Here is a 26,684-nt window from a genome sequence, read left to right as displayed (position 1 = left end):
CGGCGCACCCCCGCGGCGAAATCAGCGGCTCCGGGACCACGGATGCAACTGAAATGACAGGCAAAAACTCAATCCGGCGTCACTCGTGGTGAGGATGTTGCGTTGAGCTACGGAAGTTCCGCACCGTCGACAAGCCGTTGAAGCGGAGCAATCGATGGACCTCGACTTCGGCGCAGGCATTTGACGAAACTGTGTCTCGGGGCGGCCATTGCTCGCAGCCAAATGAGAAACCCGGTCAGTTACAGGCTGACTGCATATTGGATGGTGAGACGACATTTGGTCTGAAATTGGAGCGCTTTGTGCCCAGGCCGAGGGCGCTTGGAGTTATAACATGCCTGTGACCTGCGTTTACGTCCTAGTTTCCTGAAGATGAACCCTCGAGGAAGATGTGGGTGGGTGGCGTCGATTCTGTTGGCGGCAGGGGGACTTGGAGCATTGTCGGCGCCGGCCCAGGCTGACTCGCAAGTTCTGTGCAAGTCGTTCGTCAACTGTGCAGGCCGTTCGGTTGCGTCGGACGAATACGCCAAGGTCTACTTGCAGTCGTTCTGGGGGATGACCGCGGGACACAATTGCACGAATTACGTGGCCTACCGGCTCACTCATCAGGGGCGTCTCGTCGCCCGGCCTTACGGCACCAATTCGGCCAGCACCTGGGGCGCCGCGGCCCGCGCTGCCGGTGTTCCGGTACTGGCTACGCCGGCGAAAGGCGATGTCGCCTGGTGGGGTCCGGACCTCCAAGGAGTCCTCGGGGTCGGTGACGTGGGGCTGGGCGACGTTGGCAACCACGTCGCGATGGTCGAGGCGGTGCACGCCGATGGGTCGATCACCATCTCGGAGGACAATCTGGGCGGTGACTTCCGATGGCGTCACCTCTCGCGAGGACTCTTGGGCCAGGGCTGGCCGTCGGGGTTCATCCGCTATCCGCAGTCGGATGGTTCGCCAACTGGCACGCTGGTGTCAGTGACGGCGACGGCGCCTGGTGAGTTCACGCTGCAGGGACGAGCTACCGACCCGGACTCCCTCCAGACCCAGGTTCGACTCCTGCTGTCTTGGGGCGGCCCAGTCGGTGCCACCGGGACCACGCAACAGCTCGTGGGACAGGTCTTTCCGTCATGGACCCGGCGGACCACCTTCGTCACCAGTAACGCGACCACGGTCTACGCGTACGCGCTCAACAACACCGGGACTGCGGGTGCGGCTCGCGTCCTTCTGGGGTCCAGAACGGTGTCGCCCTACCGGACTGCGACGACCACGAGCCACGTCTTTGCCGATGCGACGATCACCGCCGCGACCTACCCCTACACGACCGTCCAGGTCGCTCGGACGGCCACCTATCAGCCACAACCAACAGGAATCATCAGTATCCGTGAGGGGTTGACCACTCTTGCGACGACGACGCTCAGTCCAGCCAACAACGGCGCCAAGGGCATCCAGCTGCCCAAGCTCAGCCGGGGGACCCACTACATCCGCGCCGACTTTGTCCCGACCGATGCTGCCAGCGGCCCGTCGTCCAGCGTGTCAATGAAGATCACGGTCAGCTAGAACTCATGTGCGACGTCAAGCGCGCCTGGACAAGCGCGGCGGAAGAGTTCGCCCGCGCTGTGGAGCATGGAGGACCGGTGCGGCCGGCGTTGCTCCCGCTCCTGGCCGTGGTCCGCGGACTCGAAGCCCTCCGAGACGCCACACCGACCCCTCGCCGACTGGACGGCCTGATCGCCGACATCGTCGCCACGGCACGGTCGTGCGCTGACTCCAAAGGCGGTGTGCTCCAAGTCCTTTTCAGTCCCGCCGGAAATCCCGTCAGTCACGGCGGGTCTGGCTCCGGGTACACAAACTACGGATGTCGCTGCGAAGAGTGCACCGAGGCCAACACCGCCAGATCGCAACGGCGACGTCTGGAACGCAAAGGCAAGAAGCCCCCCGCCGACGCACACGGCCAACTGTCCACCTATGTGAACTGGTGGTGCCGGTGCCCGGCATGCCGCCGAGCCGCTTCGGCCGACCGGGCCTAGCGCTCACGTCACCCAGGCAAGGTCCCAGCCGTTGCTCACCGCTCCCGGAACGCTCTTAGGTCTGGCAGAGCGCTAGGCGCGCCGGAGCCAGTTGAGAATTCGTCCTCTGTGGTTGCCCGACCCCTAGGAGTGGGGAGTTTCTCTTGGTGGAGTGGCCACTCGCTGACTCCTCGGCGGCCTTAGGGAGCACGCAACTACTCCGAGGAGCACACGATGACCGAAAGCTTCAATCGCCCGGACAACGCTGAAGACATCATGCTGACGCTCGACGAAGCCGCTGCGCTGGTGCGCACTCCTGTCGCAACTCTCCGCTACTGGCGCCACATGGGCACCGGGCCACGGAGCTTCCGCGTCGGCCGTGCCATTCGCTACTGGCGGGCTGACGTGGTCGCCTGGCTGCACGAGCAGACAATCCACAGCGGCGTAGGTAGTCCTTGATGCCCTTCGGGGACCCATCGAGACTGGGACGAGGAGGCAGTCATGGCAAGCATCGAGAAGCGCACCGCGAACGGCAGGAGCGTCTGGCGAGCGCACTACCGAACGCCCGCCGGGAAGCAACGCAACAAGACTTTTCACCGCAAGGTTGATGCCGAGCGGTTCCTGACCAGCGTCGAGAGCTCGAAGAACACCGGTTCGTACGTCGACCCGGCACTCTCGCGCGTGACCGTGGGGGAATGGGCCAAGCTGTGGCTGGCGGGCCAGACCCAGCTCAAACCCACGACCCAGGAGCGGTACGAGGGTGTCGTGCGCAAGCACATCAATCCAACGTGGAGCAGCGTCAAGCTCTCCGCGGTCTCGCACTCCGAGGTCCAGGTGTGGGTCACCGAACTGACGAGGACGCAGTCCCCAGCGTCGGTTCGCAAGATCCACCGCGTGCTCTCGCTCATCCTCGACATGGCCGTCAGGGACGGACGGCTCGTTCGCAACGTCGCGTCTCAGGTCAACCTCCCGCGACCGGTCAAGCACGAAAGGCGCTACCTGACCCACGCGCAGGTTGATGCCTTGGCCCAGGCCTGTGGTTACCCGGCTGAGGTCAGCAAGCACCGGGCTCACGACGAGCGCACCAACGAGATGTATCGCCTCGTCGTCCTGTTCCTGGCCTATACGGGTGTGCGGTTCGGAGAGATGGCGGCGCTGCGAGTGCGACGCATCGACCTCGAGAAACGTCGGGCTGTCATCGCCGAGTCAGTCACCCCGGTGCAGGGCCTCGGCATGGTGTGGGGCACCACCAAGACGCACCAACGCCGCGAGGTGCCGATCCCGAGATTCCTCGTCGACGACCTTGCTCGACACCTCGAAGGCAGGGAGCCTGACGATCTCGTCTTCGCCGGCATCCGCAGCGGCAACCCATTGCGGGTGTCGGCCTTCCGCAAGGTGTTCCGGCCGGCGGCGGCGTCGATCGGCATGCCCGATCTCTACCCGCACGAGCTGCGGCACACGGCAGCTTCACTCGCGATCGCCTCCGGCGCGGACGTCAAGGTCGTACAACAGATGCTCGGGCACGGATCGGCAACGATGACTCTCGATACGTACGGCCACCTGTTTGAGAACCGGCTCGACGAGGTCGCCGACGCGATGGATGCTGCTCGCACTCTGGAGCGCGGAACGACTCCTGCAGTGCCCGCTGAACGTGCTGTTGCCAAAGTGTTGCCAATCGGGCACTCAGATGAGCGGTTGTCCAAGTTGCTGGAGGGCATCGCTGCAGGTCAGATGCCGTATGAGACTGGCACCCCCAACGGGATTCGAACCCGTGCTACCGCCGTGAAAGGGCGGCGTCCTAGGCCGCTAGACGATGGGGGCCGGAAAGCCCGTTCAGCATAGTGGGTGACATCAGGCGCGCCCAAACCGCATCGGGCAGGATGGAGTCATGATCGAGGTCAGCGAGGATCGCTTCGCCGAGCTCGTCGAGGCTGCGTTCGCCGCGGTGCCCGCCGAGCTCGCGGCGTTGCTCGACAACGTCGCGCTGTTCATCGAGGACGACGCGCCTGCTGACGACCCGACGCTGCTGGGCTTCTACGACGGCATACCGCTGACCGAGCGCGACACCTCCTACGGCGGGGTGATGCCTGACCGCATCTACGTCTACCGCAATCCGACCCTCGCGATCTGCGACACCGAGCAGGACGTCGTCGAGGAGGTGGGCATCACGGTCGTGCACGAGATCGCCCATCACTTCGGCATCGAGGACGACCGACTGCACGAGCTCGGCTATGCCTGACATCCGCCGCGCCGGCGACCGTTTCCGCACCGACGGCGACGGGGTCTCGACATGGCACAGCTTCTCGTACGGCGCGCACTACGACCCCGACAACGTGGGCTTCGGGCCGCTCATCGCGATCAACACCGAGCGCATCGACGCCGGCCGAGGCTACGAGCTGCACCACCATGCCGACGTCGAGATCGTGACGTGGGTTCTCGAGGGTGCGCTCCAGCACCAGGACGGCACGGGACACCGCGGCATCATCCGGCCGGGCACCGCGCAACGCCTCAGTGCCGGCACCGGGGTACAGCACTCGGAGCAGAACGCCTCCGACGACCACCCGCTGGTCTTCGTGCAGATGATGCTGAGCTCCGACCACGACGCCGAGCCGGAGTACGCCCAGGTCGACGTCGACGCACAACCCGGCGAGCTGACTCCGACGGTCGAGGTCCACACGGGTGCGGAGCTGTTCGTCGTACGCCTCGAGGCCGGGCAGTCCGTGACGGTGCCCACCGCGAAGCGGAGCCTCGTCCACGTCACGCGCGGCTCGATCCAGCTCGGTGACACCACGCTGACCAGCGGCGACGAGGCTCGCATGGCGGACGGGGACGCGTACGATCTGAGTGCTGCCGATGACGGCGGCGAAGTCCTGGTCTGGCAACTGCAGAGGTGAACGCATGACGGTCCTCGTCCTCAACGGCCCCAACCTCGGCCGTCTCGGCGTGCGCGAGCCCGATGTCTACGGCACCGCGACGTACGCCGACCTGGTCGCGCGCTGCGAAGAGGTGGCCAAGGAGACCGGGCTCGAGGTCGACGTCCGCCAGACCGACACTGAGTCCGAGATGATCGGCTGGCTGCACGACGCCGCCGATGCGGGCTCGCCCGTGATCCTCAACGCCGGCGCCTGGACCCACACGTCGGTCGCGGTCCGCGATGCCGCGAGCCAGCTCAGCGCTCCGCTCGTCGAGGTGCACCTCAGCAACGTGCATGCGCGTGAGTCGTTCCGCCACACCTCCTACCTGAGCGACATCGCCGCGGCGGTCGTCGTCGGGATGGGCCTCGAGGGCTACGCCGCCGCGATTAGGTACCTGGCTGTCTCTTAGGTCGACCTTCGAAGCGGAGTGTCCCCTTGCGGGTCTAACCTGAATCACGTGAAAGGTTGGCAGGCCCACGGGGAAGCCGTTGACCGGTTGCTGGCGTCCTACGGACGGATAGCGCCCGGAGACCGCGTACGCCTGGCCAAGAAGACGTCCAACCTGTTCCGGCCGCGCCAGGGCAACGACTCGCCGGGCCTCGACGTCAGTGGGCTCGACGGCGTCATCGCGATCGACACCGACGCCCAGACCGCCGACGTGCAGGGCATCTGCACGTACGAGCAGCTCGTCGCCGAGACGCTGGCGCACGGCTTCATCCCCTACGTCGTCCCGCAGCTGCGCACCATCACGCTGGGCGGAGCCGTGACGGGGCTCGGCATCGAGTCGACGTCGTTCCGCAGCGGCCTCCCGCACGAGTCGGTGCTCGAGCTCGACATCCTCACCGGCTCGGGTGAGGTCGTCACCGCGACACCCGAGGGCGATCACGCCGACCTCTTCGAGGCGTTCCCCAACTCCTACGGCAGCCTCGGCTATGCCACGCGGCTCAAGATCAAGCTCGAGAAGGTCCCGCCGTTCGTCAGCCTGCGGCACGTGCAGGTCGCCGATGCCGCCGCCGCGGTCAAGGCGATCGAGGTCATCGCCGAGACCGGCGAGTGGCACGGCGAGCGAGTCGACGGGCTCGACGGCACGGCGTTCAGCCCCGACGAGATCTACCTGACCCTCGCCCACTTCACGGACGTTCCGCAGACCGTCAGCGACTACACCGGCCAGCAGATCTACTACCGGTCGATCCAGACCCGTGAGACCGACGCCCTGACGATCAACGACTACATCTGGCGCTGGGACACCGACTGGTTCTGGTGCTCGGGTGCCTTCGGCGCGCAGAACAAGTGGGTCCGCAAGGTCTGGCCGACCAAGTGGCGCCGCAGCGACGTCTACCACCGGCTCGTCGGACTCGACGAGAAGATCGGGCTCAGCAAGGTCCTCGACCGCATCAAGAAGGTGCCAGGACGTGAGCGCGTGATCCAGGACGTCGAGGTGCCGGTCGACCGACTTCCCGAGTTCCTCGAGTGGTTCGACGCCGAGGTCGGCATGCGCCCGGTCTGGCTGTGCCCGCTCCGCACGACGCGCGCGTGGCCGGTCTACCCGCTGACGCCCGGCGAGACCTACGTCAACGTCGGGTTCTGGGGCACCGTCGAGGTTCCCGCCGGCAGCGCCGAGGGCATGGTCAACCGCAAGATCGAGGACTTCGTGCACGACCTCGGTGGGCACAAGTCCCTCTACTCCGAGGCGTTCTACGACCAGGCGACATTCGAGCAGATGTACGGCGGCGAGGTGCTTGCCGCCGCCCGCGGGCGATACGACCCCGAGGGCAGACTGAGCACCCTGTACGAGAAAGCGGTGAGGAACTCATGACCACAGATGTGGGAGTACGGCTGACGGTCGCGGATGCGCTCGGACGGCTCATGAAGGACGGCCTGCCGTTCCGCTTCGAGGCCTTCGACGGCAGCGTCGCGGGGCCCGAGGACGCACCGATCAAGCTGCGTCTGCTCAACGAGCGCGGCCTGTCCTACCTGATGACCGCGCCGGGCGACCTCGGCTTCGCACGGGCGTACGTGTCGGGCGACCTCGAGCTCGAGGGCGTCCATCCGGGCAACCCCTACGACGCCATGGTCCTGATCATGAGCCAGCTCAAGTTTAAGGTCCCGTCGGCCGCCGAGATGGTCCAGATCGTCCGCAGCCTGGGCTTCGGCAACCTCAAGCCCCCGCCGCCGCCCCCGGAGGAGCACCTCCCCAAGTGGCGCCGCGCGATGGAGGGCATGCGCCACAACAAGAAGCGTGACGCCGAGGCGATCCACCACCACTACGACGTCTCCAACCGCTTCTACGAGCTCGTGCTCGGCCCGTCGATGACCTACACCTGCGCGGTCTTCCCCCGGCCGGACGCGACGCTCGAGGAGGCGCAGTTCGAGAAGTACGACCTCGTCGCCCGCAAGCTCGACCTCCAGCCCGGGCAGCGCCTTCTCGACATCGGCTGCGGCTGGGGTGGCATGGTCCGCCACGCCGCCAAGCACTACGGCGTCAAGGTCATCGGCGTGACGCTGTCGCGCGAGCAGGCCACGTGGGCGCAGGAGGAGATCAAGCGCCAGGGCCTCGACGACCTTGCCGAGGTCCGCTTCATGGACTACCGCGACGTCACCGAGACCAACTTCGACGCGATCAGCTCGATCGGCCTCACCGAGCACATCGGCGTTCGCAACTACAACTCCTACTTCGGGTTCCTGCGCGACCACCTCAAGGTCGGCGGCCGGCTGCTCAACCACTGCATCACCCGGCCCCACAACAAGACCATGTCGACCGGCGCGTTCATCGACCGTTACGTCTTCCCGGACGGCGAGCTCACGGGCGTCGGCCGCATCACCGTGGCGGCTCAGGACGCCGGCCTCGAGGTGCGTCACGTCGAGAACCTGCGCGAGCACTATGCGCTCACGCTCAAGGGCTGGTGCGAGAACCTGGTCGAGCACTGGGACGAGGCGCTCGGCGAGGTCAGCATCGGTCGCGCCAAGGTGTGGGGCATCTACATGGCCGGATCACGGCTTGCGTTCGAGCGCAACGAGGTCGAGCTGCACCACGTGCTGGCGGTCAAGACCGACGCACACGGCAACGCCGACTGGCCGCTGCGCCCGACCTGGGCCAGCTAGCCACGTGATTCGCGGCTCCTAGAGCACACCGGATACGCTCGACGAGGCGCCCGAGCGCCGACACACCACCGATCGCCTGGAGTCCACTCGCCCATGGAAATCTCCGTGCCGCAGTATCTTCGCGACCACGCTCGACACCTCAAGAAGCATCCGATGACGATCGCCAGCACGACGATGCGTTATCAGTCGCCGGCCGGTCTCGAGCTCCTCGCGGCCATGGCGACCGGCGGCACCATGAGCTACGCCGAGACGCTGGACAGGCTGCGTGAGCTGGTCGCGTCCGGGTCGTCCACGGCCGGCAACGAGTTCGACGTCGTGGCGGTCGCGGCCCTGGCGCGCGCCAAGGCAGGCTGGCCGGGCCCGGGCCTCGACTACACGGAGTCGGCCGATCTGCACCAGGCCACGCGGCTGATCCTGTCGGACGGCCGGTCCAGGGCCGGCCTCGGCCTGCCGGGCTACACGGACCGCCTCGACGCCCAGACCAACCTCGCGGCCGGCCGAGTCGACTACGTGAGCTCGATCGTCCCGACCTTCCGCATCGACGAGGTCTCTCGCTGGATGCTCGAGACCGAGCTGGCGCACCCTGAGCTGGGTCGCGCCGGCTCGACCGTCGAGGGCTGGTTGCGCTCGTTCAACCGGCTGTTCGAGGACCGTGGTCTGGTGCCGATCACCCTGCGCGACGGCAGCGGCACGAGGTTCGACCGCATCGAGCCGGCCACGACCCTTGCGCCCGTGAGCGAACCCGGCCCGACCGTCTCGATCATCATGTCGGTCTTCAAGCCGGACGAGAGCCTGCTGACGTCGCTGCGCTCGTTGATGTCGCAGACCTGGCCGCACCTGCAGGTGCTGGTGGTCGACGACTGCTCGCCCGACGAGTTCCAGCCGCTGATCGCCGAGGCGGTCGCGCTGGACGACCGCATCGAGCTCCTCCGCATGCCGGTCAACGGCGGCACCTACAAGATCCGCAACTTCGCGATGGCCCAGGCACGCGGCGAGTTCGTCGCGTTCCAGGACTCCGACGACTGGTCCCATCCGGAGCGCATCGAGCGCCAGCTGCGGCCGCTGCTGGACGACCCTCGCCTGATGGCGTCGCTCAGTCGCGCGGTGCGCCTCGAGGCCGAGCTGAGCCAGAACAAGGTCGGCTTCAGCTCCCTCCGGCAGAATGCGTCGTCCCTGCTGTTCCGCCGCGAACCCGTCCTCGCGGCACTCGGTGGCTACGACGAGGTGCGCAAGGCGGCCGACTCGGAGTTCACGTCTCGCCTGGAGGCCGTGTTCGGCACCGCCAGCATCCTGGACCTGGACGTGCCGCTGGCACTCGTGCAGCTGACGAGCGACTCGTTGTCGCGCGGTGACTTCATGTTCGGCTGGCGCAATGCCAACCGGGTCTTCTACCGCGAGTCCTACATGCACTGGCACACCCGCATCGGGACACGCCAGGAGGCGCGGCTCGTGCCCGGCGGCCCGCGAGCGTTCCCGGCGCCGCTGCCGTACGTCGGCGCACCCGTGGACCCCGAACGGCGCTTCGACATCGTGCTCATGTCCGACTGCCGGCAAGGGATCAGCCGCTACGAGGGCGGTCCCGCCGAGATCGCCGCGCTGGCAGCAACAGGACTGACGATCGCATCGGCGCACGCGGTGACGATGCGCTTCGCCCGGCGAGAGCGACTTGCCCCCTCGCCGGAGACGATGGACCTCCGCGCTTCCGGAGCGGTGACGCCCGTGCGCTGGGAGGACCCTCTCCAAGCCCCGCTGGTCCTGGTCCGCGACCCGGAGCTGCTGAGCTATCCCAGGCGCCCAGACTCCAGCGAGATCAGGGCCGAGCGTGTGGTCATCGTGGCGAGTCACGCCGCGACGTCGCCGACCGGGGACCTGGTCTACGACCCGCTCGTGGTCGAGCGACACGCCCGCGAGCTGTTCGGGATCCAGCCCGAGTGGGTGCCGGCGAGCGAGGACATCGCAGACTCATTGGCCGCCGCCCCCGATCGCACGATCCATCCACGGCTGCTGCTGGGCGCCGTGTCTCGTGCTGCGATCCGGCGCACCGGCCTGCGAGGTGGGGAGCGCCCGATCATGGGCGCCACGGCCGACGCGCTCCCGCACGATCCGCCGACCTGGAAGCAATGGCTCGACATCTTCCCCGACGATGACGGCTACGACGTACGGATTCGCGACTCCGAGCGGGCCTTCGCCTCGGTGGCCGCCGGCCGCACGATCCCGCCCAACTGGCTGCGCACCACCGAACCGTCGGACGCCGCATTCGTCGATCAGCTCGACTTCCTGGTCGGGTTGCCGCTCCGCTCGGCCAGTCCCGAGACCGTGCAGGCTGCGTTGTCGGCGATGGCCCATGGCTGCGTGGTGCTCCTCGACCCGGCCCACGAGCCGGTCTTCGGGCCCGCGGCGCTCTACCTGCGCGGCAGGACTGCCCGCCAGCTGGTCGACGAGATGGTCTCGCGGCCCGACCTCCACCGGGAGCAGCAGGCACGGGCGTACGAGTTCATCGACGCAGAGCTGTCTCCTGAGGTGTTCGCCGCCAGGATCGGGGCTCTCCTTGCGGGGGCTGAACGGAAGGAATCAGCGTGAGACTGCCCAATCGGAAGTTCCTCCTCGTCGGCGCAGGCGTGGGCGGGGTGCTGGTGATCGGAGCGGTGGCGGCTGTCGCCGAGGCGTGGTCTCTCGCGGTCATCTGCATGCTGGTCCTGCAGGCATCAGCCCTCGTCGCGATGCTCGAGGCGATCAGGCGCAGCGGGCGGCACGTGGCAGCACTCGAGCGGCTCAGCCGTGACGTCAGCAATGTGTCGGCGCGTGTGGTCACCGAGTCGCGGGCGCTCCAGGCGGACCTGCAGGCCGGCCGCCCTCATGCCGAAGGCGTGGCCGGATCGGCCGACGGAGATGCTCCGTAGACGAGTCAGTGATCGACGGCAGGTGACAGGTCAGAGACGGACGACAGACGGATCGTCCGTCGCGCCCTTCGTGTCGAACAACCGGCGAGCCGTGGCGGCCAGGTGTCCGAGGTCGTAGTCGTGGTGGTTCTGCAGGAGGACTGACAGGTCCGCGGAGCGCAGTGCCTCGTCGAGGTCCGCTGCGCGCTCGACCGACGTGCCGCCGGGTCGCCAGTCCTCAACGTGCGGGTCGTGGAACACCAGCTTGGCGCCCTTGTCCAGCAACAGCTGAGCCAGGGGCGTGGCGGGAGACTCGCGCTGGTCGGCGATGTTGGGCTTGTAGGTGACACCGAGCAACAGGATCGTCGCCCCGCGCAGCGCCTTGCCCTCCTCGTTGAGCAGGTCGGTGACGCGCTCCACGACGTACGCCGGCATCTGCAGGTTGATCGACTGGGCGAGCTCGACGAACTGGAACGGGCGGCCCAAGGTCGACCGGACCTTGTAGGACAGGTAGTTGGGGTCGATCGGGATGCAGTGGCCGCCGACGCCGGGGCCGGGGAAGAAGGCCTGGAAACCGAAGGGCTTGGTCGCCGCGTTGCGGATGACCTCCCAGAGGTCGATGTCCATCTCGTGACAGAACTGGGCCATCTCGTTGACCAGCGCGATGTTGATGTGCCGGTAGGTGTTCTCCAGCAGCTTGGTCATCTCGGCCTCGCGCGTGCCCTTCGACGGCACGACGGTGTCGATGAATCGGCCGTAGAACGCGGTCGCGACCTCAGTGCACACCGGGGTGTGGCCGCCGACGACCTTGGGGGTGTTGGCGATGCCGTACGTCGGGTTGCCCGGATCGACGCGCTCCGGGCTGAACGCCAGGTGGAAGTCGGTGCCCGCGATCAGTCCGGCCTTCTCCAGGATCGGCCTGACGACCTCGTCGGTGGTGCCGGGATAGGTGGTCGACTCGAGCACCACGAGGTGCCCCTTGCGCAGCTGCCGCGAGATCGTGGTCGTCGCACCGATGACGGCGCCGAGGTCGGGCTCACCTTCGATCGACAGCGGCGTGGGAACGCAGATCACGATGGCGTCGGCATCGGCGAGCGCGCTCTCGTCCGTGGTCGCCTTGAAGCCGAGGGAGATCATCTCGGCGATGTCGGCGTCCGAGAGGTCGTCGATGTGGCTGGTGCCGCCGTTGAGCGTGTCCACCATCGCGCCGTTGACGTCGAAACCGACGACGCTGAGGCCGGAGCGGGCGGCCTGCTGGGCCAGGGGGAGCCCGACGTAGCCGAGGCCGATGATGGCCATGTCGATGGACAAAGCAGGCTCCTTGAGGGTGGGTTTGCTGCCTGCGGAAGGTTACCTCAACGGGGCGAACACCCACCAATGCCCGGCTGGCGGTCCACTCGGGCGGACCCGTGGTGAGAGGCCGACGATTGGGGTGGCCAGGAGGCCGTCGGGTATTCTGGCACGCGCTACGTCGCCCTTCGACGACCGTGAGCATGACTGCCGGCTGACTGGCCGATGCCCGCGCTCTCCCTTCCCCCGCCGCAGATTGGAACCTTCACCGATGCTCCGAGCCCGCCACCGTACGGCTGCGGTGCGCGAGGACCACGGGCGGTTGTTGCGCCTGGACATCGAGGGGATGCGGGCGATCGCGGTCGGCTCGGTGCTGGCGTTCCATGCCGGTCTGCCGTGGTTCACCGGGGGATTCGTCGGCGTCGACGTGTTCTTTGTCCTCTCGGGGTTCCTCATCACCGGCCTGCTCGCCCGTGAGGTGGCCCAGACCGGCCGGATCCGCATCGCCAACTTCTGGGCGCGCCGGGTCAAACGGTTGCTCCCCGCGAGCGCGACGGTGCTCGCCTTCTCGGCCCTCGTCACGTACGTATGGCTGCCGATCACCCAGCGGCAGGACTTCGGCGGCGACATCGTCGCGGCAGCCCTCTACGTCGTGAACTGGCGACTGGCCGACCGGTCCGTCGACTACCTCGCCGAGGACATCGGCGCTTCACCGGTCCAGCACTACTGGTCGCTGTCGGTGGAAGAGCAGTTCTACGTCCTGTGGCCGCTGCTGATGGTGCTCGTCGCCGTCGTGGCCGCCAGGCGATGGAAGCTCGGCGCGTTCGGCGTGCTGGGGCTCGTGACCCTCGCCTCCTTCGCGTTCTCGGTCCAGCAGTCGCACAGCAACCCGGGCACGGCGTTCTTCGTCTCGACGACCCGCATCTGGGAGCTCGGCATCGGCGCCCTCCTCGCCCTGTCGGCGGTGCGGGTCGGTCGGCTCCATCCCGTCCTGCGCGGGATCGGGGGATGGCTGGGTCTGGCTGCAATCGCATACGCCGCGGTGGTCTTCGACGGCTCGACCACCTGGCCGGGTGTCCATGCCCTCGTGCCGACGGTCGGTGCCGCGCTGATGATCGCCAGTGGCATCACCGATGCGAGGTTCTCGCCCCAGCGGTTGCTCAGCGCTGCACCGATGGTGTGGATCGGCGGGCTGTCCTACTCGATCTACCTGTGGCACTGGCCGATGTTGATCGCCGCGCAGGCGAAGTATCCCGACCTGCGACTTCGCTGGACCGTCCTGCTGATGATCGCCTCGGTCGTCCCTGCGTGGCTGTGCCACAAGCTCATCGAGAACCCGGTGCGGTTCGGCACGCCGTTCAAGCCGACCGGTCGCGCGTTGGGCATCGGTGCCGCTCTGACGGCACTCGGCGTGGTCATCGGCTTCTCCCTCAACGCCTCGGTCGCGTTCGGGGACGTGGTCAAGGAGGCCTCGCGTGCAGAGAGCCCCGGCGCGCTCGCACTCGACGACCCCGCCGATGCCGGTGTCGTCTGGAGCGACATCAAGGCCGTGGACCGGATGCGGCCCCTGCCGATCGACGCACCCAAGGACCGGCCGGCGCAGTACGACACCCGCAAGGAGTGCGAGGTCAACGAAGGCAGCGCCAAGCCGCAGGAGTGCGACTTCGGGGACCTGAACGGCACCCGCACGGTCGTCATCGTGGGCGACTCGAAGATGCTGCAGTGGCAGCCCGCACTCAGCTCGATTGCGAAGGCGCAGGACTGGAGGCTCGTCCAGTTCGCCAAGTCGGCCTGCCCGTTCACCGCTGCCAGGCGGGGAGGCGCTGACGGCGAGAACTGCCACGCCTGGGGTGAATCGGTGATGCGCAAGGTGCTGGCGATGAAACCGGACCTCGTGATCGCTTCGCATCGGCACTCCACGGCACTGCCCCCCGGGGAGACGAAGGGCGCGCCGCACGACCGCGACGCGATGCAGGCCGGCCTCGTCGACTACTGGTCGACGCTCACGAAGGCCGACATCCCCGTCGTCGCATTGCTGGACAACCCGTCGCCGGACAAGGTGGTCTACGAGTGCGTCGCCCAGCACTCCAAGGACCTGACGCGCTGTGCGTTCGACAAGAAGAAGGCGATCGGCAGCTCGGGTGCGCTGGTGCAGCGTGCCGCCGCCGATCAGGTCCCGGGTGTGTCAGTCGTGGACATGGCCGACACCGTGTGTCCCGACGCGGATCGGTGCGCCCCGGTGATCGGCAATGTGCTGGTCTACCGGCAGGGCAGCCATCTCACCGCGGCGTTCATCGACAGCGCGCAGCAACGGCTCTCCGCACAGCTGTGGAAGGCGACTCGCGGCCTGTTCGGGGCGCGCTCCTGAGGGTCGTCGCGGTCAGCTGATCTCGATGACGACCGGCGCGTGGTCGCTGGCGCCCTTGCCCTTGCGCTCCTCACGGTCGATCCACGCCGAGTCGACGCGATCGGCCAGTGCGGGTGACGCGAGGATGAAGTCGATCCGGAGGCCGCGCTTCTTCGGGAAGCTCAGCTGCGTGTAGTCCCAGTAGGTGTAGACCCCGGGGCCCGGCGTGTGCGGACGGACGACATCCGCGTAGCCGGCATCGAGGATGCCCTGGAATGCGTCCCGCTCGGGCTTCGAGACATGGGTGTGGCCCTCGAACCTCGCCATGTCCCAGACGTCCTCGTCCTGGGGTGCGACGTTCCAGTCACCCGTCAGGGCGATCTCGCCCTTCGGGTTGTCGGCGAGCCACTCGATCGAGGCGACGCGCAGCCGCTCGAGCCACGCGAGCTTGTAGACGTAGTGCGGGTCGTCGAGCGTACGTCCGTTGGGGACGTAGAGGCTCCACACGCGTACGCCCCCGCAGGTCGCGGCGATCGACCGCGCCTCGACGATCTCCGGGTCGCCGAACATCGGCTGGTCCTCGGCGAACGACGTCGTGATGTCGTCGAGCCCGACGCGGGAGATCAGCGCGACGCCGTTCCACTGGTTGAGCCCGAAATGGGCGTACTCGTAGCCCATCGCAGCGAGCTCGAGGCCGGGGAACTGGTCCTCACGGCACTTGGTCTCCTGGATGGCGAGCACGTCGACGTCGTTGCGCTCGAGCCAGCCGGTGACCCGGTCGATGCGGCTGCGGATGGAGTTGACGTTCCAGGTCGCGATACGCACACCGCGAACCTATCCCAGCAGGGAGGCGGCGACGACGGCCGCTGGCCTGCCGTGGTGGTACGCGGCAATTGGCGGAGAGGTTTGGCTTGCGGATATCGTGGCGCATCTATGAGCCAATCATTCATCCCCTCGGCACGTCCCGTCATCGCCGAGGAGGACATCGAGGCTGCGGTCCGCGTCCTCCGGAGCGGCATGGTCGTCCAGGGTCCAGAGGTCAAGGGTTTCGAGGACGAGTTCGCCGAGGTTGTCGGCGGGGCTCACTGCGTGGCCGTCAACTCCGGCACCTCGGCTCTTCAGCTGTCATTGCTTGCGCTCGGCATCGGACCCGGTGACGAGGTCATCGTCCCCTCCTTCTCCTTCGCCGCGACGGCCAACGCCGTACGGCTCGTCGGCGCCGAACCGATCTTCGCTGACATCGAGCCCGACACGCTCAACATCGATCCCGACGCCGTGGCTGCGCTCATCGGCCCCCGTACGGTCGCGATCATGCCCGTCCACCTCTACGGGCTTCCGGCACGGATGGACGCGATCAAAGCGCTGGCGGAGACGCACGGTCTGGCCATCGTCGAGGACGCGGCGCAGGCCCACGGCGCAGCGATCGACGGGCAGCCCGTCGGCAGCCTCGGCACTGTCGGCTGCTTCAGCTTCTATCCCACCAAGAACATGCACTCGCTCGAGGGCGGCATGATCTCGACGGCTGATGCAGAGGTCGCGCGGACGTTGCGGCTGCTCCGCAACCAGGGCATGGAGCAGCGCTACGCCAACGAGATCGTCGGCGCCAACATGCGGCTCACCGACGTCGCTGCCGCGATCGGTCGCCGCCAGCTGACCCAGCTGGAGAGCTGGACCGAGAGGCGGCGCAGCAACGCCGCGCGCTTCGACGCAGAGCTCAAGGGCGTCACCACCCCGGCCGTGCCGTCGGGCTACCGGCACGTCTATCACCAGTACACGATCCGCGTGGAGTCCGACCGCGACGCCGTGCAGGAGGGCCTGAAGGCCCAGGGGATCGGGAGCGCGGTCTACTACCCGACTCCGATCCACCGCCTCAAGCCCTACCTCGGCGCCGACGGCTCGGTCGGCACCGATCTACCCGAGACCGACCGCGCCGCGCTCGAGGTGCTCTCGATCCCGGTCTTCCCGTCCCTCACCGACGACGAGCTCGACCGCATCATCGCGGGCGTCAACGACGTGGTGGCCAACGTATGACCCTCCGCGCCGGACTGGTCGGCATGGGCGCGATGGGCGGCAACCACGCCCGCGTGCTCGCCGGCCTCGAGGGAGTCGAGCTGGTCGGGGTCGCAGATCCCCTGATCGCCGGGCCCGTGCACGGCGCACCCGTCGTCGCGGACGTCGAGGAGCTCATCGCGCTCGGCCTCGACTACGCCGTCGTGGCCTGCCCGACCGGCCTGCACGAGTCTGTCGGCCTCGCGCTGGCGGCCGCCGGGGTCAGCGCCCTGATCGAGAAGCCGCTGGCCGACACGGTCGAGGGTGCTCAGAAGCTCGCCGAGGCCTTCGCCGCCAACGGCCTCGTGGCCGGCGTCGGGCACATCGAGCGCTACAACCCCGCACTGCAGAGCCTCAAGGACAGGCTCGCCGCCGGCGACCTCGGCGAGGTCTACCAGGTCGTGACCCGTCGCCAGGGGCCGTTCCCCCACCGCATCGCCGACGTGGGCGTCGTCAAGGACCTCGCGACCCACGACATCGACCTCACCAGCTGGGTCACCGGCGACGACTACACGTCGGTCTCGGCCCACACGGTCAAGAAGAGTGGTCGTCCTCACGAGGACATGGTCGCGGTCGTCGCGCAGATGAGCAGCGGCGTGATCGCGAACCACCTGGTCAACTGGCTGAGCCCCTTCAAGGAGCGCTCAACCGTCGTCACCGGTGAGCGGGGCTGCTTCATCGCCGACACGCTTCGTGCGGACCTCTCCTTCTATGCCAACGGTGTCGTCAACACCGAGTGGGAGCTCATGAAGGCGTTCCGCGGCGTCTCCGAGGGCGACATGACTCGATTTGCGCTGGGCAAGCGTGAGCCACTGCTGGTCGAGCACGAACGCTTCCGCGACGCGGTGCTGGGCAAGGATGCCGACATCGTCACCCTCGAGCAGGGCCTCCGCACGGTCGAGGTCGCGGCCGCGATCCTCGAAGCGGCGGCCACCGGTCGTGTGGTGTCCACGCCCGTCGCGCAGGGGCAGTGATGACCGAGCCACTGAACACTCGTGGCCGGATCGTGATGCTCGTGGACAACGGTGTGCGGTTCGACTCGCGGGTCCAGAAAGAGGCGGTCTCGGCCGCCGAGCGCGGCTGGGACGTCGTCCTCCTGGGCCGCAAGCCCGCCGGGGACCAGCGCGTCGAGTGGAGCATCGGCCAGGCGCAGGTTCGTCTGGTCAGGGTGCTGAACCCGATGAAGGTACGTCGCTTCGAGTTCCGCCGCGGCGGACTGCGCTCGCCGCTCGCATACCCGCCGGGTCCGCTGGCCGCCTACCGCGTGCAGTCGGTCAAGGGCTGGAAGTCCGACCTGGAGTTCCGCCGCTCGGTGGTCTCAGACCGTCGATCGGCATGGGCACCCGTGCGCAGGTTCGCACTGGGCGTCCAGCTCTTCGTGGCCAAGGTGGCGGGCCGTTGGGTCGGCTTCCGGGCGGCCCGCACGGACTCGCTCAACCGGCGGCGCAAGAAGATGGATCGCCCCCTCGACCGGCTCACCACGGCCATGTGGGAGAAGCTGCTCGGAGACCGGGCGTGGCGCCGGCTCGACCCGGGAGTGTGGGACTGGGAGCTCGCCTACGGTCCCGTGATCGACGAGTTGAAGCCGGACCTGATCCACGCCAACGACTTCCGCATGCTGGCGGTCGGCGCCCGGGCGGCTGCGCGAGCCAAGGCCTCCGGACGGCCGGTCAAGCTGGTGTGGGACGCCCATGAGTTCCTGCCCGGCATGCGGTCGTGGGGGTCGCAGGGTTCGCACCCGCGGTGGCGCCCGGCCATGGAGGCACTCGAGCGCGAGTTCGCGCCGCGTGCCGACGCCGTCCTGACGGTGAGCGAGGAGCTGGCCGACATGCTGATGCAGGAGCACGGCCTCCAGCAGCGACCGGGCGTCGTCCTCAATGCGCCGCTCGTGCGCGATGTCGCTGCCGAGTCGTCCACCGTGGTCGACATCCGTACGGCTTGCGGACTCACGCCGGGCACGCCCCTCCTCGTCTACAGCGGTCTTGCGGCTCAGAAGCGCGGTCTGGACACCATGGTCGACGCGCTGCCGAAGCTCGACGGCGTCCATGTCGCGATGGTCGTCTCGGACCCCGAGCTGCCGTACGTCGTCGAGCTGTCTCGTCGGGCCGAGTCCCTGGGGGCACGGGACCGGCTGCACCTGATGCCGTACGTCCCGATCGAGGACATCGTGCCCTATCTCTCGACCGCCGACGTGGGCGTGATCCCGCTGCACCACTGGCCCAACCACGAGATCTCGTTGCTCACCAAGTTCTTCGAGTACTCGCATGCCCGCCTGCCCATCGTGGTCAGCGACGTCCAGGCGATGGCGGCCAAGGTCCGCGAGACCGGCCAGGGCGAGGTGTTCATCGCGGAGGATCTCGACGACTACGTGCGCGCCGTCAAGGACGTGCTGGCCGACCCCGACCGCTACCGGCGCGCGTACGACGCGCCCGGTCTCCTCGAAGCCTGGACGTGGGAGCGTCAGGCCGAGGAGCTCGAGCGCACCTATAGCCGACTTCTGTCAGGAGAATGAACGTGCAGATCTGTGTGGTGGCACTGGGCAAGATCGGACTGCCCTTGGCCGTCCAGTTCGCGAGCAAGGGGCACCAGGTCATCGGTGCCGACGTCAACCAGTCCGTCGTGGACGCGGTCAACGCCGGGGTCGAGCCATTCCCCGGCGAGTTCGAGCTCGGCACCAAGATGCGTGCCGCCGTCGACGCGGGACTGCTGAGCGCGACGACCGACACGGCGAAGGCAGTCGCCGAGTCAGAGGCCGTCGTCGTCGTCGTGCCGCTGTTCGTCGACGCCGCAGGTGTGCCCGACTTCGGCTGGATGGACTCAGCCACCCAGGACATCGCCCGCGGCCTGAAGCCCGGCACGCTGGTGAGCTACGAGACGACGCTCCCGGTCGGCACGACGCGCAACCGCTGGGCCCCGATGCTGGAGGACGGGTCCGGGCTCACGGTGGGCGACGACTTCTCGCTGGTGTTCAGCCCCGAGCGTGTGCTCACAGGTCGCGTGTTCGCCGACCTGAAGCGTTACCCCAAGCTCGTCGGAGGCGTTGACCCGTCCTCGACCGCTCGGGGCATCGAGTTCTACGAGGCCACGCTCGACTTCGACGAGCGTGACGACCTCCCCCAGCCCAACGGCGTGTGGGACCTCGGCAGCTCCGAGGCGTCGGAGTTCGCGAAGCTGGCCGAGACGACCTACCGCGACGTCAACATCGGGCTGGCCAACCAGTTCGCCCGCTTCGCCGACTCGCAGGACATCGACGTCATGAAGGTCATCGAGGCGTGCAACAGCCAGCCCTACAGTCACATCCACCGGCCCGGCATCGCCGTCGGCGGTCACTGCATCCCGATCTACCCGCGGATGTACCTCTGGAACGACCCCGCTGCCACGGTCGTACGCGCTGCGCGTGAGGCCAACGCCGGCATGCCGTCGTATGCCGTGGACCTGCTCGCTGCCGCTGAGGGAGACCTCGATGGCCTGGCCGTGCTCGTGCTCGGTGCCGCCTACCGCGGTGAGGTCAAGGAAGCCGCGTTCTCAGGGGTGTTCCCCCTCGTCGAGGACCTCCGCAAGCGCGGCGCCGTGCCGTACGTCTCCGACCCGTTGTACGACGACGGCGAGCTGGAGTCGCTGGGGCTGACCCCGCACCGCGGCGAGGAGGTCCAGGCAGTCGTCGTCCAGGCGGACCATGCGGCATACCGAGACATCGGTGCGGCGGACTTCCCGGCGGCCCGGGTCCTGGTCGACGGTCGGCGGATCACCGATCCCGAGCGCTGGGAAGGCGTGCGCCGGATCGTCATCGGTGGCTGACGCAGCGGGCTACTGCCGCTCGGTCAGCTGACCGTCGGTCTCGTCGTAGAGGGCGTTGGTGCGGGGACACACCCAGACACCGGGGGAGCGCTCCTCGAGCGGCACCCCGAACCGGCCGACCCAGCCCACGCGGCGTGCGGGCACACCGACCACGAGCGCGAAGTCGGGGACGTCCTTGGCGACGACGGCGCCCGCCGCGACGAGGGCCCATCGGCCGATCGTCACCGGGGCGATGCACACGCAGCGGGCTCCCAGAGATGCACCCTCGAGCACGGTGACGCCTACCGGATCCCAGTCGGAGGCGCTCTTGAGCGTCCCGTCGGGGTTCGCTGCGCGGGGGAACTCGTCGTTGGTCAGCACGACGGCAGGGCCGATGAAGACTCCGTCGGCGAGGTCCGCGGGTTCATAGACGAGCGCGTGGTTCTGGATCTTGACGTTGTCACCGATGCGTACGCCCGTGCCGACGTACGCCCCTCGGCCGATGATGCACCGGGTCCCGATCACCGCGTCCTCGCGCACCTGGGCGAGGTCCCACACCGTCGTCCCGTCGCCGATGGCGGCGGAGTCGGCCACCTGGGCCGTTTCCTTGATCGTTGCCGACATCTCACCAGCTCCTGAGCTTCAGATCGGTAGAAGGTTCTGCCTGAGTCAAGCACCACACCGGTGCCACCAGCTTCACGGGTACGGTCAGTACGCTAAGGCACTCGATACCGTCGACAAGGAGAACCAGTGGCTTTGGTCGAGGGATTCCACCCGCTCGGACCAGTACCACGGCTGACGACACCCAAACGGGTGCTCATCGGTCCGGCCAACTTCAGCGGCCAGGCGACGCTGTGGGCGCGGGCGCTGGACCTGCGAGTTCCGGACGTGTCGGCGCACAGCTACGCGCCCCGCAACGAGGGCTTCGACTTCCCTGCCGACATCCAGGTCGACCTCGAGACCTATCGAAACGACAAACGCTTCCATCGCGAGTTCCTGGACTACGTGGCAGCCAACTACACGCACGTCGTGGTCGAGGCCGGGCGAGCCCTGTTCGGTCCGGCCAAGGACCGTGACGCGATGCGGGACGTCTCGCGGCTCCTCGCCAAGGGGCTGAAGGTAGCGTTCCTGGCGCACGGGTCGGACCTGCGGCTGCCCAGCCGGCACATCGAGATCGAGCCCCGGTCGCCGTTTCGGGACGCGGACCCGGTGGAGGTCGACAACTACGAGCGGTTCGCCCGCCGGACATCGCGTATGTACAACGGCTTTCCGGGGTCGGTGTTCGTGTCGACCCCCGACCTCCTGGAGTTCGCGCCCAACGCGACCTGGTGCCCGGTCGTGGTGGACGTCGACGCGTGGCACACCGATGACCCGGTGATGGAGCGCCGGGTTCCCGTCGTGGCTCATGCGCCGAGCCAGAGCTGGATGAAAGGGTCGGAGCTCGTCGACCCGCTGCTCCAGCAGCTCCACGACGACGGGGTGATCGTCTACCGCCGCTTGCAGGGCATTCCGCACGCCGACATGCCGGCGGTCTTCCGTGGCTCCGACATCGTCATCGACCAGCTGGCCATCGGGTCATACGGCGTGGCGGCCTGCGAGGGCATGGCGGCAGGGCGCGTCGTGCTGGGACACGTCTCGGAGTCGACCCGGTCCACCGTGCGGGATCTCACCGGTGCGGAGCTGCCAGTGGTCGAGGTGGACGCCGACACGATCGTGGACCGGATCCGCGAGCTCATCGCGGAGCCAGAGGCGGCCCGCCAGACGGCGGTTCAAGGGCGGGCCTTCGTCGAGCAGGTGCATGCCGGTGCGCAGTCCGCTGATGCGCTGTCGTCGTTCGTGAACGGCCCAGACCGCGTGCCCGCGGACTGGCTCCCGCCCGTGATCGGGACACGGGTCGCGATGGTGTCGGGCAACGACGTGGTCATCGACGCGCGGGTCATGAAGTACGCCCAGACCGTCGCCGGCTGGGGCATGGACGTCACGGCACTCGGTGTGGCCGGGCGTGCGCATCGGGGCAGGAGCGTCGTCGCGGGCGTCGTCGTCAACACCCCGGTGATCGGCGAGCCGCTCTCGGATCCGGGTCGTGGGCTCATCGAGCGCATCACGCCGTGGTTCAGCAACCAGGCCGAGCAGCAGCGCGCCAAGCGTCTCCTCGAGCATCGGCAGCGCGAGCTCACTGCGCTGCAAGGCGGGATGCGGCGAGACCGCTACCGCGAGCCCGTCGCCGCAGACCGGCCCGCCGAGGGCCGGGCGAGGCGTACCCTCGCGCGGGCGAAGCTCGGGCTCAAGGTCCGCAAGGCCGTCTTCCGTGCGCGTGGCGTCAAGGTGGGACTGGTACGCCGTTGGGAGGCGCGATACTCGGCCGACATCGAGCTCGGCGTGGGCGAGCACCGCAAGCGGGTGCTGGCCTTCTACCGGCGGTCGGGGCTGGGCAGGTGGCGCCGGGCGCTGCCCCAGACGCTCGATCGCGAGTACGTCCTGGGGCCGATGCTCGACAAGCTGAGGCCCGATCTCATCCACGTGCACGACGTCTTCCTCCTCGGTGTCGCAGTCCGCGCCGCCCAGCGCGCGGCCACCAGCGGCAGGGTCGTGAGAGTCATCTACGACGCGCACGAATACCTCCCCGGTCTCGCCGTCGTCGACCCGCGGGTGGTCGCGGCGTACTGCGACCTCGAGAGCGAGTTCATCCACGCCGCCGACCGGGTGATCACTGTGTCCGAGCCGCTGGCGGAGCACCTGCAGCGCGACCACGGACTCCGGGCGAAGCCGGACGTCGTGCTCAATGCTCCGATCGATCCGCCTCCTGGGGCCACGGTCACCGGCGTTCGCGAGCTGCTCGACCTCCAGCCCGAGACCCCTCTGTTGGTCTACGTGGGTGGACTCAACCGCGCTCGCGGTGTGGCGACCGCGGTCGACGGCCTGGCCGGCCTCCCCGACGCGCACCTGCTCGTCGTGGCGCACGAGGGCCTGATCACCGGCGAGCTCCGCGCCCGCGCCCGCAAGCTGGGTGTGGTCGACCGGTTCCACGTCCTGCCCTACGTCGAACCGGGACTCGTCCCGGACTACATCCGCAGCGCCACGCTCGGGCTCAGCCCGTTGCTCCGCAGTGGCAACCACGACGTGGCGCTGACGAACAAGTTCTGCGAGTACATCGCGGCAGGGCTCCCCATCGTCACCAGCGACACCCCGGTGCAGGCCCAGCTGGTCCGCGACCTGGGGCTCGGCACGGTGCACCGGGCCAACGACGTTGCTGAATTCGTCCGAGCGGTCGAGCAAGCGCTGACCGACCACGACCGGCTCGCCAAGCGGATCCGGGAGGACGAGAAGCTGCGCCACCGGTTCTCGTGGGCAGGGCAGGCCGAGATCGTCCGCGACGTCTACACCGAGGTGCTGGGGCCGCTGCCCTCGCAGGCGTGGCAGGAGCGCGCAACGCACATCTCACGGCTGGGCGACGTCCCCGAGTAGGTCGCCGACCCCGTCACGCGCCGCGGCTCTCAGGTCGGCGGTCGGCCTTGCCATGCCCGAACCTTGACAATTCAACACACGATGAATAATAATTCATCAAACGTAGAATTAATCCAAGGAGAAGATCATGACCACCACCGACACCCGGGACGGGACCCGCCTACGTACGGGCCCGATCCTTGCCGTCGTCTCACTGGCCCTGATGACCGTCGTCTCGGCGGTCAGTGGCCTGAATGTCGCTTTGCCCGACCTGGCCCGGGAGACCGGCGCCAGCCAGACCCAGATCACCTGGATTGTCGACGCGTACACCGTCGTGTTCGCCGGGCTGCTGCTGTTCGCCGGCGCACTGGGAGACCGGTTCGGCCGGCGTGAGCTGCTCGCGGGCGGACTGGCCGTGTTCGGCGTCGCCGCTGGACTCGGCATGCTCACCAGCGATCCCGCACAGCTGATCGCCCTGCGAGCCATGATGGGCATCGGTGCCGCGGCGATCATGCCGACGACCCTGTCGATCATCACGACGTCCTTCCCGGTCGAGCAACGTGCCAAGGCCATCGGCGTGTGGGTCGGGATGGCCGGCGGTGGCGCCGTGCTGGGCCTCTTCGGCAGCGGCATCCTGCTCGAGTTCTTCTCGTGGAGCTCGTTCTTCGGACTCAACGTGGTCCTCGCCGGACTTGCCCTGGTCGGCACCCTTCTCGTCGTGCCCACCTCGGTCGACGCGGACCCTCCGCGGCTCGACCTCGTCGGCGCCCTGCTCTCACTCGTCGCGGTGGCGGCGACGGTCTTCGGAATCATCGAAGGTCCCGATCGTGGCTGGGGCGACAGCTTGACGGTGACTGCCCTCGTGGTCGGAATCCTCGCGCTCGTCGCATTCGTGCGCTGGGAGCTCCGCGTTGCCCAGCCGATGCTCGATCCGCGGCTGTTCCGCAACCGGGCCTTCAGCGCCGGGTCCCTGACGGTCATGGTGCAGTTCTTCGCCACGTTCGGGCTGTTCTTCGTGGTGATCCAGTACCTGCAGTTCGTCGTCGGCCGCTCGCCGCTCGGTGCAGCCGTGGCACTCCTGCCGCTTCCGCTGGTCATGATCCCGCTGGCGCGCAACGCACCTCGCATCGCGCACAAGGTCGGCTTCAAGCGCCTCGCTCCTCTCGGCCTGGTGCTCACGGCGAGCGGGCTCGTCGTGGTCTCGCAGGTCGGCACGGAGATGACGTACGGCTGGTTCGCCCTCGGCCTGGTGCTGTTCGCGGCCGGCATGGGACTCGCCGGCACGCCGTCGACCACCGCGATCACCGAGTCGCTGCCCGAGAGCAAGCAGGGCGTCGCCTCAGCGGTCAACGACACGGCACGCGAGCTCGGCAGTGCCTTCGGCATCGCGATCCTCGGCAGCGTGCTCAACCAGCAGTACCGGGACGGTATGACCGAGGCCGTGCACGGACTGCCGTCCGAGGTCGCTGAGGGTGCGCAGAGCTCGATCGCGTTCACCCAGTCGCCGCACGTCAGTGAGCTGGGGTCTGCAGGTCAGCAGCTCGTGACCGCCGCCCAGAACGCGTTCGTCGACGGCATCGGCGGGGCACTGCTGATCGCTGCTGCGGTCGTGGCGGTCACCGCGGTCATCGTGGCGTTTCTCGCTCCCGCACCGGAGGATTCCGGGGTTTGAGGGACACACGGGGCGAATGCGACGCATGATGAATGGGTTGTCTCGGGAAGGGAGCGCAGATCGTGCGCCGATTCATGCTCGCATTCGCCTCGATCGTGCTGGCCTCAGCCGTTCTGGCATCACCCTCGGCGGCGAGCCCCCCGGTCCCCTTCCCGTCGAGCCCCAAGGGGCTTCCGGCCCCGGTCACCCTGCCGTCGGGCGTGGACCCGGTGTCGCCGTACCTGCCGCAGACCTCGTGCAGCCCCGTCAACATGCCGGGTGTCGTCAAGCTCCGCGCGCTGGTCCTCAAGACCTACGGCGAGGGTGGTGCCGGCGGGATCAGCCACGGCTGCACCGAAGGGGTCTCCGAGCACAGCGAGGGTCGCGCGTGGGACTGGATGGTCGACGTCGGCGACACGAGTGAGCGGACTGCCGCAGCGAACTTCCTGGCTTGGGTGACCGCCAACAGCGGTCGCAACGCCCGCCGTCTCGGGATCATGTACATCATCTACAACAAGAAGATCTGGGGCGTCTATCGCGCGTCGGAAGGGTGGCGGACCAGCTCGGGCCACACCGACCACGTGCACATCTCGTTCAGCTGGAACGGTGCCCGCGGCAACACGTCGTTCTGGACCGGCAAGGTCGGCACGATCGACTACGGACCGTGCATCCGGTTCACCGGGTCGTACGGCGTGCTGACCAACGCGCCGCGGGCCGGCGCTTGCCCCACAACCGCGTCGCTGCTCAAGTCCACCTCGCTGGGCAACCGCGCCTACGGGCGTACGGGGGCCACCGTCGCCAAGGCGCAGGGCCTGCTGGGCGTCTCCAAGACGGCGAAGTTCGACGCCGCGACGTGGACCGCCGTCAAGGCATACCAGCGTGCCCACGACATCCCGTTCACCGGCACGCTGGACCAGCCGACCTGGGCGTCGCTGAGCCCGTCGAGCGTGACGAGCAACGTCGTGGCCGGCTACACCCGGAGCCAGGCAATCGCCTACGGGCTCGCGAACTACTCCGGTGGCACGATCAAGCGCGGGTATGTCGGCAGGTCGGCGCTGTTCCTGCAGACCGCGCTGGGGATGCCGACGCGCGATCGCAACGGATTCTTCAACTCCGCGACTTTGGCTGCTGTGCTGAGCCTGCAGGCATCCGCGGGCCTGACGCAGGACGGAATCGTCAGTGCCGAGGAGTGGCAGGCCATGGCGGACGCCCTCGGGTGACGGGCGCCGAGTCGTCCGC

20 protein-coding genes, 1 tRNA gene and 1 pseudogene are annotated in these 26,684 nt (G+C 68.1%); 18 read left to right on the top strand and 4 right to left on the bottom strand.

All coding sequences use genetic code 11. The features are described from left to right. The first annotated feature begins 369 nt into the window (after positions 1-369). From AC1DVU_RS01455 to AC1DVU_RS01445, 3 genes and pseudogenes are all read left to right on the top strand, one after another. The gene (locus AC1DVU_RS01455) at positions 370-1,542 is read left to right on the top strand and encodes a CHAP domain-containing protein (RefSeq protein ID WP_476920642.1); all 1,173 of its coding nucleotides are present in this window, start codon (positions 370-372) and stop codon (positions 1,540-1,542) included. 683 nt (positions 1,543-2,225) lie between these two features. After that, complete coding sequence (locus AC1DVU_RS01450) at positions 2,226-2,450, top strand: helix-turn-helix transcriptional regulator (RefSeq protein WP_476920641.1); 225 nt, start codon at positions 2,226-2,228, stop codon at positions 2,448-2,450. Positions 2,451-2,492: 42 nt separating this feature from the next. After that, positions 2,493-3,503: pseudogene (locus tag AC1DVU_RS01445) on the top strand (tyrosine-type recombinase/integrase); the annotation flags it as partial. A gap of 233 nt (positions 3,504-3,736) precedes the next feature. Here the strand turns inward: AC1DVU_RS01445 and AC1DVU_RS01440 are convergent. Further along, positions 3,737-3,812 (bottom strand) — tRNA-Glu (locus tag AC1DVU_RS01440). A gap of 67 nt (positions 3,813-3,879) precedes the next feature. Here AC1DVU_RS01440 and AC1DVU_RS01435 point away from each other — a divergent pair. From AC1DVU_RS01435 to AC1DVU_RS01405, 7 genes are all read left to right on the top strand, one after another. Further along, on the top strand, positions 3,880-4,230 hold the full coding sequence (locus AC1DVU_RS01435) for a metallopeptidase family protein (protein ID WP_476920640.1): 351 nt from the start codon (positions 3,880-3,882) through the stop codon (positions 4,228-4,230). Beyond that, positions 4,223-4,885: a pirin family protein gene (locus AC1DVU_RS01430; protein ID WP_476920639.1), complete on the top strand. Its 663-nt coding sequence runs from the start codon at positions 4,223-4,225 to the stop codon at positions 4,883-4,885. Before AC1DVU_RS01435 ends, AC1DVU_RS01430 begins: the two co-directional genes overlap by 8 nt. Before the next feature lie 4 nt (positions 4,886-4,889). Further along, positions 4,890-5,315, top strand: coding sequence for a type II 3-dehydroquinate dehydratase (gene aroQ / locus AC1DVU_RS01425; protein WP_476920638.1), 426 nt, complete (start codon positions 4,890-4,892; stop codon positions 5,313-5,315). Between the two features lie 48 nt (positions 5,316-5,363). After that, on the top strand, positions 5,364-6,722 hold the full coding sequence (locus AC1DVU_RS01420) for an FAD-binding oxidoreductase (protein WP_476920637.1): 1,359 nt from the start codon (positions 5,364-5,366) through the stop codon (positions 6,720-6,722). Further along, entirely contained in the window at positions 6,719-8,008 is a 1,290-nt protein-coding gene (locus AC1DVU_RS01415; protein ID WP_476920636.1) for a class I SAM-dependent methyltransferase, read from the top strand. The genes AC1DVU_RS01420 and AC1DVU_RS01415 overlap by 4 nt, the downstream gene beginning before the upstream one ends. Positions 8,009-8,161: 153 nt before the next feature. Continuing rightward, on the top strand, positions 8,162-10,588 hold the full coding sequence (locus AC1DVU_RS01410; protein ID WP_476920635.1) for a glycosyltransferase family 2 protein: 2,427 nt from the start codon (positions 8,162-8,164) through the stop codon (positions 10,586-10,588). Then, on the top strand, positions 10,585-10,908 hold the full coding sequence (locus AC1DVU_RS01405; protein ID WP_476920634.1) for a hypothetical protein: 324 nt from the start codon (positions 10,585-10,587) through the stop codon (positions 10,906-10,908). The genes AC1DVU_RS01410 and AC1DVU_RS01405 overlap by 4 nt, the downstream gene beginning before the upstream one ends. Before the next feature lie 30 nt (positions 10,909-10,938). Here the strand turns inward: AC1DVU_RS01405 and AC1DVU_RS01400 are convergent, their stop codons facing one another. Further along, positions 10,939-12,198 (bottom strand): nucleotide sugar dehydrogenase, encoded by a 1,260-nt coding sequence (locus AC1DVU_RS01400; protein WP_476920633.1) that lies wholly within the window; start codon positions 12,196-12,198, stop codon positions 10,939-10,941. Between the two features lie 250 nt (positions 12,199-12,448). Between AC1DVU_RS01400 and AC1DVU_RS01395 the strand changes: the two genes are divergently transcribed. After that, positions 12,449-14,545: an acyltransferase family protein gene (locus AC1DVU_RS01395; protein ID WP_476920632.1), complete on the top strand. Its 2,097-nt coding sequence runs from the start codon at positions 12,449-12,451 to the stop codon at positions 14,543-14,545. 12 nt (positions 14,546-14,557) lie between these two features. Here the strand turns inward: AC1DVU_RS01395 and AC1DVU_RS01390 are convergent, their stop codons facing one another. After that, positions 14,558-15,349, bottom strand: a complete 792-nt coding sequence (locus tag AC1DVU_RS01390; RefSeq protein ID WP_476920631.1) for an exodeoxyribonuclease III — start codon at positions 15,347-15,349, stop codon at positions 14,558-14,560. 108 nt (positions 15,350-15,457) lie between these two features. On the opposite strand from AC1DVU_RS01390, the gene AC1DVU_RS01385 reads away from it, so the two are divergent. Genes AC1DVU_RS01385 through AC1DVU_RS01370 form a run of 4 tightly spaced genes read left to right on the top strand, consistent with a single transcriptional unit; the run spans position 15,458 to position 20,371 of the window. Further along, positions 15,458-16,555, top strand: a complete 1,098-nt coding sequence (locus AC1DVU_RS01385; protein WP_476920630.1) for a DegT/DnrJ/EryC1/StrS family aminotransferase — start codon at positions 15,458-15,460, stop codon at positions 16,553-16,555. Further along, positions 16,552-17,547, top strand: coding sequence for a Gfo/Idh/MocA family protein (locus AC1DVU_RS01380; RefSeq protein ID WP_476920629.1), 996 nt, complete (start codon positions 16,552-16,554; stop codon positions 17,545-17,547). The genes AC1DVU_RS01385 and AC1DVU_RS01380 overlap by 4 nt, the downstream gene beginning before the upstream one ends. After that, the gene (locus AC1DVU_RS01375) at positions 17,547-19,085 is read left to right on the top strand and encodes a glycosyltransferase (protein ID WP_476920628.1); all 1,539 of its coding nucleotides are present in this window, start codon (positions 17,547-17,549) and stop codon (positions 19,083-19,085) included. The genes AC1DVU_RS01380 and AC1DVU_RS01375 overlap by 1 nt, the downstream gene beginning before the upstream one ends. Positions 19,086-19,087: 2 nt before the next feature. Then, a complete protein-coding gene (locus AC1DVU_RS01370; RefSeq protein WP_476921588.1) occupies positions 19,088-20,371 on the top strand; it encodes a nucleotide sugar dehydrogenase in 1,284 nt (427 codons plus the stop codon). Positions 20,372-20,380: 9 nt separating this feature from the next. Here AC1DVU_RS01370 and AC1DVU_RS01365 read toward each other — a convergent pair whose 3' ends face one another. Further along, complete coding sequence (locus AC1DVU_RS01365; protein WP_476920627.1) at positions 20,381-20,974, bottom strand: acyltransferase; 594 nt, start codon at positions 20,972-20,974, stop codon at positions 20,381-20,383. A gap of 126 nt (positions 20,975-21,100) precedes the next feature. On the opposite strand from AC1DVU_RS01365, the gene AC1DVU_RS01360 reads away from it, so the two are divergent. The 3 genes from AC1DVU_RS01360 (at position 21,101) to AC1DVU_RS01350 (ending at position 26,665) form a co-directional block, all read left to right on the top strand. After that, the gene (locus AC1DVU_RS01360) at positions 21,101-23,815 is read left to right on the top strand and encodes a glycosyltransferase (RefSeq protein ID WP_476920626.1); all 2,715 of its coding nucleotides are present in this window, start codon (positions 21,101-21,103) and stop codon (positions 23,813-23,815) included. A 127-nt stretch (positions 23,816-23,942) separates the two neighbouring features. After that, a complete protein-coding gene (locus AC1DVU_RS01355; RefSeq protein WP_476920625.1) occupies positions 23,943-25,466 on the top strand; it encodes an MFS transporter in 1,524 nt (507 codons plus the stop codon). A 62-nt stretch (positions 25,467-25,528) separates the two neighbouring features. Continuing rightward, on the top strand, positions 25,529-26,665 hold the full coding sequence (locus AC1DVU_RS01350; RefSeq protein ID WP_476920624.1) for a peptidoglycan-binding domain-containing protein: 1,137 nt from the start codon (positions 25,529-25,531) through the stop codon (positions 26,663-26,665). Positions 26,666-26,684 lie beyond the last annotated feature (19 nt).

Source organism: Aeromicrobium sp. P2_G6 (assembly GCF_056403535.1).
Note: the sequence above shows the minus strand (reverse complement) of the source record. Positions and strands in the feature narration are given on the sequence as shown.